The sequence below is a fragment of the Propionivibrio sp. genome (assembly GCF_017995515.1).
Taxonomy (GTDB): Bacteria; Pseudomonadota; Gammaproteobacteria; order Burkholderiales; family Rhodocyclaceae; genus Propionivibrio.
In genome coordinates this window covers 1-12501 of record NZ_JAGOIT010000095.1, presented here as the reverse complement: position 1 = coordinate 12501, position 12501 = coordinate 1, and the positions used below count along the sequence as shown (strand labels likewise).

11 protein-coding genes and 1 riboswitch are annotated in these 12501 nt (G+C 65.8%); of the genes, 5 read left to right on the top strand and 6 right to left on the bottom strand.

Annotated features, from left to right (window positions below):
- Nucleotides 1–26: 26 nt before the first annotated feature.
- From KBA32_RS13800 to KBA32_RS13780, 5 genes are all read right to left on the bottom strand, one after another.
- A complete protein-coding gene (locus tag KBA32_RS13800; RefSeq protein WP_294359871.1) occupies nt 27–1682 on the bottom strand; it encodes a putative transporter in 1656 nt (551 codons plus the stop codon).
- A 33-nt stretch (nt 1683–1715) separates the two neighbouring features.
- Entirely contained in the window at nt 1716–2402 is a 687-nt protein-coding gene (locus KBA32_RS13795; RefSeq protein ID WP_294359869.1) for an anaerobic ribonucleoside-triphosphate reductase activating protein, read from the bottom strand.
- 4 nt (nt 2403–2406) lie between these two features.
- Nucleotides 2407–2586, bottom strand: coding sequence for an anaerobic ribonucleoside-triphosphate reductase (gene nrdD, locus KBA32_RS13790; RefSeq protein WP_294359866.1), 180 nt, complete (start codon nt 2584–2586; stop codon nt 2407–2409).
- Nucleotides 2587–2612: 26 nt separating this feature from the next.
- A complete protein-coding gene (locus KBA32_RS13785) occupies nt 2613–4676 on the bottom strand; it encodes a ribonucleoside triphosphate reductase (RefSeq protein ID WP_294359864.1) in 2064 nt (687 codons plus the stop codon).
- Between the two features lie 158 nt (nt 4677–4834).
- A riboswitch (cobalamin riboswitch) is annotated at nt 4835–5044 on the bottom strand.
- A gap of 60 nt (nt 5045–5104) precedes the next feature.
- Entirely contained in the window at nt 5105–5722 is a 618-nt protein-coding gene (locus KBA32_RS13780) for a hemolysin III family protein (protein ID WP_294359861.1), read from the bottom strand.
- A 113-nt stretch (nt 5723–5835) separates the two neighbouring features.
- On the opposite strand from KBA32_RS13780, the gene KBA32_RS13775 reads away from it, so the two are divergent.
- The 3 genes from KBA32_RS13775 to hflX all read left to right on the top strand — a co-directional run bounded on the left by KBA32_RS13775 (nt 5836) and on the right by hflX (nt 10512).
- A complete protein-coding gene (locus tag KBA32_RS13775; RefSeq protein ID WP_294359858.1) occupies nt 5836–7476 on the top strand; it encodes a hypothetical protein in 1641 nt (546 codons plus the stop codon).
- On the top strand, nt 7473–8903 hold the full coding sequence (locus tag KBA32_RS13770) for a phospholipase D-like domain-containing protein (protein WP_294359854.1): 1431 nt from the start codon (nt 7473–7475) through the stop codon (nt 8901–8903). The genes KBA32_RS13775 and KBA32_RS13770 overlap by 4 nt, the downstream gene beginning before the upstream one ends.
- Nucleotides 8904–9153: 250 nt before the next feature.
- Nucleotides 9154–10512 (top strand): GTPase HflX, encoded by a 1359-nt coding sequence (gene hflX / locus KBA32_RS13765; RefSeq protein WP_294359852.1) that lies wholly within the window; start codon nt 9154–9156, stop codon nt 10510–10512.
- Nucleotides 10513–10534: 22 nt separating this feature from the next.
- Here hflX and KBA32_RS13760 read toward each other — a convergent pair whose 3' ends face one another.
- Complete coding sequence (locus KBA32_RS13760) at nt 10535–11437, bottom strand: HTH-type transcriptional regulator ArgP (protein WP_294359850.1); 903 nt, start codon at nt 11435–11437, stop codon at nt 10535–10537.
- Nucleotides 11438–11563: 126 nt separating this feature from the next.
- Here KBA32_RS13760 and KBA32_RS13755 point away from each other — a divergent pair, with 126 nt between their 5' ends.
- Nucleotides 11564–12220: a LysE family transporter gene (locus tag KBA32_RS13755; protein WP_294359848.1), complete on the top strand. Its 657-nt coding sequence runs from the start codon at nt 11564–11566 to the stop codon at nt 12218–12220.
- Nucleotides 12221–12260: 40 nt separating this feature from the next.
- A partial coding sequence (locus KBA32_RS13750) for a DNA-3-methyladenine glycosylase I (protein ID WP_294359846.1) occupies nt 12261–12501 on the top strand: 241 nt, incomplete at its 3' end.

Here is a 12501-nt window from a genome sequence, read left to right as displayed (position 1 = left end):
GTCGAAAAGGTGTTCCAGGTTCGCGCCTAAAGCGTGACCAGCACAAGTATCTGCGCGAAGAGGATGCGCAGGAACATGGTCAGCGGATAGACCGCGGCGTAGGCCGTCGATTGGGCGTGGACCGGCGCAAGACCGTTGGCGAATTCGAGGGCCGGCGGGTCGGTCATGGCGCCGGAGACGACGCCGCAGATTTTCAGGTAGTTGGTCTTCATCAGGCGCGCGATGACGGCGGCGGCGAAGATCGGAATGAAGGTGATCGCGGTGCCGTAGAGCATCCAGAGATAGCCGCCGTTGTTGAAGGTGTCGACGAACTGCGCGCCCGATGAAAGCCCGACGCAGGCGAGGAAGAGGATGATCCCGAGTTCGCGCAGCATGATGTTGGCGCCGGGCGTCATATAGAAATCGACGCCGCCGATGCGACCCTTGTAGCCGAGGAAGATGGCGACGAGCAGCGGCCCGCCGGCCATGCCGAGCTTGGCCGGCACCGGCAGGCCGGGAATGGCGATCGGGATGCTGCCGAGCAGGACGCCGATGAAGATGCCGAAGAAGATCGGCAGCGTGTTCGGATGCACGAGTTCCTTGACCGAGTGCCCGAGCTCCTTGCGCACGTCGTCGAGCAGTTCGCGTTTGCCGACGACGCGCACGGTATCGCCGAGTTCGAGCGTCGTGGTGGAGGTGGGCAGGATCTCGATGCCGGCGCGGAAGATGCGCGTGATGTTGGCCTCGTAGCGGCGCCCGATGCCGATCTGTTCGATCGTGCGCCCGGCAACCTTGCGGCAGGTGACGAGCACGTGGAACATCGCCAGATCGCCGCCGATTTCGCGCTTGCGGTTGATCTCGGCCGGACCGACCTTCAGGCGCAGGTTCGCCAGATGATCCTCGGCCGAAACGCCGTAGAGGACATCGCCCTCGACGAGCGTCATGTCGTCGCGCGGGATCAGTTGTTCGGCACCGCGCTGGATGCGCGAGATGACGAACTCGTCGTCGATGACTTGCCGGATATAGGCGATTTCGTGGCCGATCAGGTTCGGATTGGAGACGGTGATGGCGACGCTCTCCAGCTTCTGCGCGTTGTTGTTGACCTGCGCGTTGTAGTCGGCCACCTCCTTGTCGATACGGATCGCGAACAGCAGGCGGACGAGCAGCATGGTCAGGATGATGCCGAGAATGCCGAACGGGTAGGCCAGCGCGTAGCCCATGCCGGCGATCGCCGCGTCGTTGTCGCCGCCGTATTCGGAAAGCAGTTGCTGCGCGGCGCCGAGCCCCGGCGTATTGGTGACGGCGCCGCTCATGATGCCGGTGATGACCGGCGTGGCGACGCCACCATGGACGTGCAGCGCCCAGGCGATCGCAAAACCGCCGAGCACGATGCCGGCCGCGAGCAGGTTCAGCTTCAGTCCGTCGCTGCGGAAGGCGTGCAGAAAGCGCGGCCCGACGTCGATGCCGATGGCGTAGACGAAGAGGATCAGCCCGAACTCGCGGACGAAGTGCAGGACATGGTGATCGACCTTGGCGCCGAAATGCGCGAACAGCAGGCCGGAGAACAGCACGCCGGCGGCGCCGAGACGGATGCGGCGCACTTCGAACTTGCCGAGCAGGACGCCGGCAAAGGCGGTCAGGCCGATCCAGAAGGCGGCAGTCGCCGAGCCGGTGCCGAACAACAGGGTTTGTATCACTTCCATTGCTTGATTCCTTTCAAAAAAGACGCGGGATCGTCAGGCCGAGCGCAGTTCCAGGTTCGGAATCCACGCCTTCATTGCGCCGACGAAGGCTTCGCTGATCGGCTTTGAGCGGCCGCTGGCGTCGCGCCGGGGTTGCAGGACGAGGCGGTTGACGCCCATTTCGGCGATCTGCCTTGCCATGCGTTCAGCGTCGTCGGTACCGAGTTCGCCTTCATCGACGGTGCAGCGCACCTCGTGCGGCTTTCCCGAGGCGAGCACGAAGGACAGCGCGCGGCGGATGCCGCTGCCGTTGTGCTTGTCGGGTGCCTGCGTGATGCGCGGGTAGTCGCAGAACGGCGCCTTGACGTCGAAACCGATCCAGTCGACGAGCGGCAGGACGCCGGCCAGTCGGTCCGGATAGATGCCCGCGGTGTGCAGCGCGATGCGGTAACCCATCGCGCGGACCTCGTGCATCGCCCAAGCCAGTCCGCGCTGCAGCAGCGGTTCACCGCCGCTGAAGACGACGGCTTCGAGCAGGCCGCGCCGGTTGTCCAGCCATTCGGTGATCTCCTGCCAGGGGATCACCATCGCGCAATCGCGCGGCTGCAGTTCCGTGTTATGGCAGTAGGTGCAACGCCACGGGCAGCCCTGACAGAAGACGACGGCGGAAACGTGGCCCGGGTAGTCGATGGTCGAAAAGCGCGTCAGGCCGCCGACGTTCAGCGGACAAGCAGTCGTCATGGCGTCACTCGCGCACGGACGGTTCGTCGAAATGCTGCCGTTCGCCGTGTTCGCTCTGCTTGCCGGCGTTGAACTCGCTGACCGGGCGGTGATAGCCCATGACGCGTGTCCAGACCTCGCAGCGCTGGCGTTCGTGGTCGGCGAGGTTGTAGGGATTGAAGGATGAGTAGTGGATGGGGTTCATGAATGTCCTTGGCGATGAGTTGAGATCTAGATGGGTGAGACGGTCCGAAGATCGTGGCTGCGGCGAGCCGCCGCTTCCTCGTCGCAGCGCGGGCAGAACTCGTGCTCGCCCTCGAGGTAGCCGTGCTTGGGGCAGATCGAGAAGGTCGGCGTGACGGTGATGTACGGCAGGCGGAATTGCGAGAGCACGGTCTGCACCAGCTTGCGGCACGCCTCCGGCGACGAGATGCGTTCGCGCATGTAGAGGTGCAGCACGGTACCGCCGGTGTAGCGCGTCTGCAGTTCGTCCTGGCGTTGCAGCGCTTCGAACGGGTCGTCGGTGAAGCCGACCGGCAGTTGCGTCGAATTGGTGTAGTACGGGGAACCGGCCGTGCCGGCCTGCAGGATGTCCGGGTAGCGCTTCTTATCCTCGCGCGCGAAGCGGTACGTGGTGCCCTCGGCCGGTGTCGCTTCCAGGTTGTAGAGGTTTCCGGTTTCGGATTGGTAGGTGCGCAACCGTTCGCGCAGGAAGTCGAGCAGGCGGATGGCCAGCGCATGGCCATCCGGCTGGCTGATGTCGGAGGTGTTTGAGGTGCCGCGCGTGAAGTTGCGCACCATCTCGTTCACGCCGTTCACGCCGATCGTCGAGAAGTGGTTGCGCAGGGTGCCGAGGTAACGCCGGGTGTAGGGGAAGAGCCCGTCGTCCATCAGGCGCTGCACGACCTTGCGCTTGATCTCCAGGCTGTCGCGCGCCATGTCGGCCAGCAGCCCGAGGCGCGCGAACAGCCCGGCCTCGTCGCCCGCGTGGACGTAGCCAAGACGTGCGCAGTTGATCGTCACGACGCCGAGCGAACCGGTCTGTTCGGCCGAACCGAACAGACCGTTGCCGCGCTTCAGCAGTTCGCGCAGGTCGAGCTGCAGCCGGCAGCACATCGAACGCACGTGGTTCGGCTGCATGTCGGAGTTGAGAAAGTTCTGGAAATACGGCAGCCCGTACTTGGCGGTCATGGCGAACAGGCGTCCCGCGTTCTCCGACTCCCACGGGAAATCCGGCGTGATGTTGTAGGTCGGGATCGGGAAGGTGAACACGCGCCCGCGCCGGTCGCCGGCGCTCATCACCTCGACGAAGGCGCGGTTGATCAGGTCCATCTCGGCCTGCAGCTCGCCGTAGGTGAAAGGCATCTCGCTGCCGCCGATCGCCGGTACCTGTTCGCGCAGGTCGGCCGGACACACCCAGTCGAAGGTCAGGTTGGTGAACGGCGTCTGTGTCCCCCAGCGTGACGGCACATTGAGGTTGTAAATGAACTCCTGCAGGCCCTGGCGCACCGCGTCGTAATCGAGCCCGTCGTTGCGCACGTAGGGCGCGAGGTAGGTGTCGAAGGAGCTGAACGCCTGCGCGCCGGCCCACTCGTTCTGCAGCGTGCCGAGGAAGTTGACCATCTGCCCGAGCGCGCTGGAGAAATGCCTCGGCGGATCGGCCTCGGGCTTGCCGGCGACGCCGTTGAAGCCCTCGTACAGCAACTGGCGCAGCGACCAGCCGGCGCAGTAGCCGGAGAGCATGTCGAGGTCGTGGATGTGGAAATCGGCGTCGCGGTGCGCCTGGCCGATCTCCGGCGGGTAGACGTGCGACAGCCAGTAGTTGGCGATCACCTTGCCGGAGACGTTGAGGATCAGCCCGCCGAGCGAGTAACCCTGGTTGGCGTTGGCCTTGACGCGCCAGTCAGCGCGATCGACGTATTCGTTGATCGAGGTTTCGACGTCGATCAAGGTCCGTCGGTCGTCGCGCAGCCGGCGATGCTGGTCGCGATAGGCGACGTAGGCGCGAAAGGTGCGCAGGTGATTGGCCTCGACCAGCACCTGCTCGACGATGTCCTGCACCTGTTCGACCGTCGGGTCGGCGGCGGCGAAGCGGTGCCGAAGCACCTTCAGTACACGCTGGGTGAGGTGGTCTACCCCGTCGTCGTCGAATTCGCCGCCGGCCTGCCCGGCGCGCGCGAGTGCGGTGGCGATACGGCGGATCTCGAAGACGACGCGCGTGCCGTCGCGCTTGATGATGCCGGCCGGAAGATACAGCTTGCGGGGTTGCAGTACGGGACTGGCTTGGGTTTCCATCGATTCGCTCCTCCGGAACGGGGAGCGGAAAGAGTCGATGCCACGCCGGACGTGCGGACGCCGACACGCGGCACGGGCAGGAACCCGGATCCGTGTGGTGGCACAGCAGCTGGAATGCGCATGATGAAGCCTCTCGTCCGGGACGCCCCGCCCCTGTTACGTGAAAAGGATGCTGAGGCAGGTCTCCTGGCTCTCGGGTCATCACGCTTTGCCCGCCTTCCCGGTGTTTCACCAGTGGCAAGATGGGGCAAAGATTCGCCGATTACAGTTGCGGGGGCAGCCCCGGATTTCGAGTGTGATGCAGCGGCACTCGGCACCGGATTCCCTATTAATCCCGTGTTAGGGGAACCTTCAACGGGGGGGAGTCTATTGAGATGAGGGGCGAGCTGTCAATCGCGGTGTTCAGGTGTGGTGCTCCGGTGCCGCCGCTAAATGACGTAGAGCGCGATGGTGAGGTAGTGCAGCAGGCTGCCGCCGATGACGAAGAGGTGCCAGATGCCGTGCCAGTGGCGGAAGCGGTCGTCGAAGGCGTAGAAGACGATGCCGCCGGTGTAGAGCAGTCCGCCAGCGGCAAGCAGGACGAGGCCGGTGGCTTCCAGATGGTCGAGCAGCGGCCCGGTGGCGATGACGATGACCCAGCCCATGACGGCATAGATCACCAGCGACAGGATGCGCGCCTCCGAGCGCGGGCGGATCTCCTGCAGCATGCCGATCAGCGCCAGCCCCCAGACGATGCCGAATAGCGTCCAGCCCCAGACCCCGCGCAGGGTGACGAGGCAGAACGGCGTATAGGTGCCGGCGATCAGGAGGTAGATCGACAGGTGGTCGAGCTTGCGCAGGATCGTCTTGGCGCGTCCGCGCAGGCTGTGGTACAGCGTCGATGCGCTGTAGAGCAGGATCAGCGTCGCGCCGAAGATCGAGACGCTGACGATCTTCCACGGGTCGCCCATCAGCGCGGCGAGGGTGATCAGGACCGAGGCGCCGCTGATCGAGAGCATCGTGCCGACGAGGTGGGTCCAGGCGTTGAGTCGTTCTCCGTGGTACATGGCTGTCTTCCGTGATGATGGCGCCGGACGGTTGGCGCTGAGGATGCTGTGAGAATGTGGTTAGAATGCGTTGAACGAATCCTGATGACTCCGATTCAGCATCCGGTCCGCGCATGAACATGATTGCATCGCCAACGAACCCGCTTGAGACTGCATCCGCTTACGGCTTGTTCCCGGCCGGGGATTTTGTCGTCACGACGGGGGGGCGTGCCGGACGGATGAAATATCGTGATTTTGCCACCGTTCCGACCATCCCGCAGGCGCTCTGGTTTTTCCGCTCCGAGGTGATCGCCGTGCCGCGCGCCGGCGTCAGTGTCGCCGGCTTCGATGCGCTCAAGCTGTCGATCGACGACGTTCGGGCGTGGAACACGGCGACGCCGCCGGGTTCGGCGCGCGATCTTCCGGGGCTCGTCTGGCTCGGCGCGCCAGCGGTCTTGCGCAATGCCCGGATGATCGTCGGTGACGACGGAGGTGAGCGCCTGCTTACGCCGGAAGGCTTGGCGGAGCTGGCTCTGGCGCCGCGCCTCGCCGCCAATCGCGCGTTCTACAACGCCGACAGCTCTGCATTCTTCGCCCGCCGCGTCGTGCATCTGCACGGCGAGTGGACGGCGGGGCGCTTGCTGGAGAAACGCTTCGTCGCGCACTGTTTCTGGCCCGAGGGCTATCGCCTCGATCCGTCGGCGCCGTTGCAAGCGCTGCCGCCGACGGCGCGCGCGCTGCGCGACTTTGTCCGCGAAGCGCCGCAAGGCGGCGCGCAAAGCCCGTTTTCCACCCGCCTCGTCTGGCAGCGCGCGGCGGATTCGGCAAATCGGCGCGCCGGCCGCCCGGTCATCGCGCTGATACTGAACGGCGCGCAGGGGGACGACGATGAGGCGCACGGCGGCCATTTCGCGCTCGTCACCGGTCGCGTCGGGCCGTCGGGCGAAATGCACGACTGGCTGGTCGCCAACTTCTACACGCTGGCGAGCGAGAGCGAGAAGGGCATCATCGCCGCGATGCGTCCGCTCGAAGGCTATCTCGGCGACGTGAACAGCGGCCAGGCGTGGTACCGGCCGTCGTACATGCTCGTCGCCACGCTGCGCGACGAGCGCACGGCGGCGCATCTCGCGTCGGCGCTCGGGCGCACCTTCAACCACTTCTACCGCAACCCGGCGGGCTACGACCACGCTGGCGCCAACTGCACCGGCATCAGCGTGTCCACGCTGCGCGCGCTCGGCTGGCGCGTTCCGGCACTGGGTGCGACGAGCTGGATCAAGGCGATCGCCTCGCTGCCCGCCGTGGCGCTGGCCAAAGCCAGCCTGCGCCGCGGCAAGGAGAGCTTCGACTACCTGACCGAGGATCGCACCCGCCTGCTCCCGGCGCTCGCCTTCGAGCAGGCCGGCGCCGATCTCCTGCAGCTCGTATCCGGTCGGACGACGCGCGGGCTGACGCCGTTCGAGCGGTTGCTGGCGAACGATGTGGAAGAGGTTCTTCTCGTCCGCATTCCGCAGTTTCCGTCGAGCCGCGCCTGGGGCGATTTTCCGGTCGCCAGCATCGCCGAGTATCGGCGGCGCCTGCCGAAGAACCCGGCCGAGCAGCAGATCATCCCGGTCGATCCTCGGCCTTTCCCCGCCGAACTCACCGACCCGGCGATACCCCGGGCCACGCCCTCTCGTTCGGACTATGCCGTGGCGACTTGCGCGGTGGCGCTTGTCGCGCTCGGTGGCTGGGCGCTGTATGTCTTGCTCAGGCGCACGCGGAGGGACCGCGCGTGAACGGGCTGCTGGCCACGCTCCGCGACATCGCCGCGACCTACTGGTGGGTGATCGACCTCCTGCTCGTCGCCACCGGGCTCATCATCTACGTCGGCGCCTCGCACAGCCTGCACCAGCGCCGCCACCCGGCGGCCGCAATCTCGTGGGTGCTCGGCATCGTACTCCTGCCCTACATCACGCTGCCGCTCTACCTCGCCTTCGGCAGCCGCAAGATCGTCGCCGCAAAACACGCCGCCGGACGACATCGCGTCGCAGCCTCGACCGGCCAGACGCATGCGACGGCGGCGCGCGTGCAGCAGCTTGGCGTGGCCATGGGCGTGCCCGATCCGGTCGCCTACGAAAACCTCACGGTGCATGAAGACGGCACGCAGGCACTGAACGCCTTGCGCGCGACGATCGATGGCGCGGAGGAAACGATCGAGGTTGCCACCTTCCTCGTCGGCCGCGACGTGCTCGGCGACGAGATCGCCGAACGCCTCAAGCAGCGCGCGCGCGAGGGCGTGCGCGTGCGCCTGCTGATCGACGGCATCGGCATCTATATCGGCGGTTATCCGGACATGAAGAGCCTGAAGGCGGCCGGCGTCGAGGTGCTGCGCTTCGTGCCGCCGTTCCGCTCGCCCAAGCGCGGGCGGACCAATCTGCGCAATCACCGCAAGATGGTGATCGCCGACGGCAGGCACTTGTGGTGCGGCGGCCGTAATCTCGCTGCCGAGTATTTCGAGGGTGACCCGCGCCCTATCCTGCGGCGCAGGGCGTGGCTCGACCTCAGCTTCGACCTCGCCGGCGAGATCGCCGGACAGGCGCGCCAGCAGTTCGAGGAGGACTGGGCGTTCGCCAGTGAGCAGGCGCCACCCGAGGCGTCGAAGAAGGCGGGTGATGGCAGCGCTCCGCTCGCTTTGGCGCAATTGGTGCCGAGCGGTCCCGACCGCACCGACGACACCATCCACATCATGCTCATCTCCGGCTGCTTCACCTCGCAGCGCCGGATTCTCGCGGTGACGCCGTACTTCGTCCCGGATGCCGCGCTGCTCGCCGCGTTGACGCTGGCGGCGCGGCGCGGCGTCGAGGTCGACCTGGTGCTGCCGGCACACTCGAACCACCGCGTCGCCGACTTCGTGCGCCACCGTTCGCTGCGCGACCTCGTCGCCGCCGGCGGGCGCGTCTGGCTGCATCCGCGCATGATCCACGCCAAGGCGATCGTCATCGACGACGAACTGGCGCTCGCCGGTTCGGCCAACCTCGACGGGCGCAGCCTCTTCCTCAACTACGAGCTGATGGTCGCCTTCTACGACCGCAAGGCGGTCACTGACTTCGCCGGCTGGATCGAGGCGCGTCGGCAGGAGTGCAAGCCCTATCTTGCCAGCCAGCCGGCCATGCTGCGTGAACTCGCCGAAGGTCTGCTGCTCTGGCTCGCCTTCCAGCTGTAATTCGTACACGTAACTGACGACCTATCGACCGTTCGTGGTGAGCTTGTCGAATCCTGTCCTGAGTCTGCCGAAGGGCATGAACGAACCCGAGGCGACGGAGTCCCGCCCTTCGACAGGCGCTGGGCGAACGGTACCAGGCGCTTGTCAGCGACTTTCGCCAACATCATGGAACCTCCTCTGCATCAATACCGCCGACATGGCGATAGGCGTGTACCATCCGGCTTCCTTTATCAAGAGAAGCCGTTGCCGAATGCCCAAAGAAGTCATTGAGAATCCCCTGCCAGCCGTCATCGCCGCTGTGCAGTTGCCGAGTGTGAGTGACGACGAGTTCAAAGTGTCGATCGCTGAACTGCGCGAACTCGCCAAGACGCTGGGGTTCAAGGTCGTCCGCACTTTCATTCAGAAGCGCGCCGGCTTTGACCGGACGGGTTATCTCGGCGTCGGCAAGCGGCAGGAAATCAGTCGCTTCGTCAGTGACGGGATCGAACCGGGCGACGACAGCGAGCTGAATGACGCGGTGCCGGCCGCCGTCAGCCTTGACGGCGAGGCCATCGAAGTCCTGCTGGTCGATCACGAAATCTCGCCGTCGCAGGCGCGCAACCTCGAACTGGAGGTCGGCTGCGAGGTGATGGACCGCACCATGGTCATCCTCGAGATCTTCCACCGCAACGCACGTTCGCGTGCCGCGCGGGCACAGGTCGAAATCGCCCGCCTCGGCTACATGGCGCCGCGCCTGCGCGAGGCGGCCAAGCTCGCCGGACCGCAAGGGCGGCAGCGCAGCGGGATGGGCGGACGCGGTGCCGGCGAGTCGCACACCGAGATGGATCGGCGCAAGATTCGCGACCGCATCGCCGAGCTGCAACTGGAAATCAATGCGATGGACGTCGAGCGCAAGACGCAGCGTGCGCGCCGGCAGGATCGTCAGGGGCTGGCCGGCGTGGCGCTGGTCGGCTACACCAACGCCGGCAAGTCGACGCTGATGCGCGCGCTGACCGGCAGCGAGGTGCTCGTCGCCAACAAGCTGTTCGCCACGCTCGACACCACGGTGCGCGCGCTCTATCCCGAGAGCGTGCCGCGCGTGCTCGTCAGCGACACGGTCGGGTTCATCAAGAACCTGCCGCACGGCCTCGTCGCGTCGTTCAAATCAACGCTCGAAGAGGCGCTCGACGCTTCGCTGCTGCTGCACGTCATCGACGCCAGCGATGTGGGCTTCGAACGCCAGCTCCAGGTCACCGATCATGTGCTGGAGGAAATCGGTGCGCACGACGTGCCGCGGTTGCGCATCTTCAACAAGATCGACCACGTGGGCGACGCCGCGGCGCAGGACGCGTACGAAACCGCGCTGCGCGCGCAGTATCCGGATTGCATCGTGATGAGCGCGCGCCGGCCGGACGACGTCGCTCGCCTGCGCGAGGTGATCGTTGCCTCTTTCCAGCAGCACCTGATCGAAGCTGAATTGTTCCTGGCCTGGTCGGCGCAGCAGCAACGCGGTGAGATCTACGCCAACTGCGAGGTGCTCGAAGAGCGCGCGGACGGTGAAGGTGCGTTCTTCCGTGTGCGCGGCGAGCGCGCCGTCGTGCAGGGCTTGCACGAGCAGTTCGGGCAGTAAGCGCGCACCGGCGCGCCGTCAGTCAAACCAGCGCTGACCGGGCCGCCTGCATCACCGCGCGCGTCAACCGCTCGGCCGACGCTGTCTCGCGCTTCCAGTGGTGCCAGTACAGGGAAACGTCGACGAAGCGGCCGGGCGCGATGTCCTGCACCCTCAGGTTCTTTACCGGGCTGGAGAAGTAGACCTCGGGCAGCATGCCCCAGCCGAATCCATGTTCGAGTGCGCTCTCGAAGGCATCGACGGCGGGAACGAAGTGGCGCGGATAGTTGGGGTTGGTCAGGTGATAGTACTTGGCGAGAAACGTGTCGGTCAGCCCGTCCTTGCGATTGAAAATGACGGCCGGCGTCGCCAGCAGGCGGTGGATCGACAACTCGCCGCTGGTGGCTCCGCACTGGTCGGCAATGCTCGGTGCGGCCACGCAGCGATAGCGCATGACGCCGAGCGGTTCGGCCAGACAACCCTTCATCGGCAGTGCTTGCGTGCTGACACAGCCGAGGACGTCACCATTCCTCAACGCTTCGTGCGTGTGATCCTGGTCGTCGACGATCAGATCAAGCAGGATGCGGTGCTCCTCCAGCAAGGCCGCCATGCCGGGCAGGAACCAGCTCGACAGCGAGTCGGCATTGACCGCGACGGCGAGGCTTTTCCAGGCGCTCTCCGCATCGACTTCGCCGCCTTGCATGTCAGCGATCAGGTCGGCCTCCATCAGCCGCAGTTGTTTCACGTGACCCTGCAATACCCGTCCGGCCGGCGTGGCGCGCACGGTCTTGCCACGCACCAGCAAGCGCTGGCCGAGCCGCGTCTCCAGGCTGCGGATACGCAGTGAGACGGCCGCCAGTGTCAGATTGAGCGAGCGGGCGGCGGCGCCGAAGCTGCCGTGTTCGAGCACGGCAGCGAGGGCTTCGAGCTGGTTGGCGTCAAGCATGGATGGTGTCGATCAAGAAATATTCAAGCGATTCTAGTTCAATTTAATATCGATGCGTTTCGGGCGCGCCGTGGTCGATACTTGCCGCATCAATCGTCGTTTGAATGCACCCGAAAGCACGCTGCCATGCCCATCAACGCCTTCGCCTCCACTTTTTCCCCCGCCTTCAGCGCAGGTTTCCTCTTGAGCCTGTCGACGATCATGGCGCTCGGGCCGCAGAACGTGCACGTCATGCGCATGGGTTTGCGCCGGCAGCACGTCTGGCTGACGGTGGGCTTGTGCGTCGTTTCCGACGCGCTCCTGATCAGCTTCGGCGTCCTCGGGATGGGCCGGCTGATGAGCGGCGCCGAGCTGCTGCAGACCGCATTCATGGTCCTCGGCATCGCCTTTCTGCTCGTCTATGGCGGGCGGGCCTTCGCGCGCTTCCGTTCCGGGGCTTCGGATGAAGCGAATGCGCTGCACGGAGCCGGCGTTGGCGCGATGACCCGGCGCCAGGCGACGCTCGCCGCGCTCGGCTTCACCTGGCTCAATCCGCACGCCTGGCTCGACACCATCGTCCTGATCGGCGCTGCGTCGATGGCTTGGCACGCCCCCGGCAACGTCGCCTTTGGCGCCGGCGCCGCCAGCGGCTCGGTCGTCTGGTTCATCGCCCTCGCCCTCGCCGTGCTCTGGATCGGCAAGCGCTTGCAGTCGCCGCAGCTGTGGCGGGCGCTTGACGGACTCGTTGCGCTGATGATGTGGGGGACGGCGGCGATGCTGGCGGTCGGCCTGTGGCGTGCCTGATCGGCGCTAGACTGGGGCTTTTCCCGCGGAGGAGCGCCCGATGCCACGCTGCCTCTGGTGGGAAGGTTTCGATTTGTATCGTCACTACCACGATCACGAGTGGGGCGTGCCGCTGCGCGACGAGCGTGCGCTGTTCGAGCTGCTGATCCTCGAAGGTGCGCAGGCCGGGCTGTCGTGGTCGACGATTCTCAAGAAGCGCGAGCACTACCGCGCCGTGTTCGACGGCTTCGACCCGCAGCGCATCGCCGCTTACGACGAAGCCCGGGTCCTGCCCTGCTCGC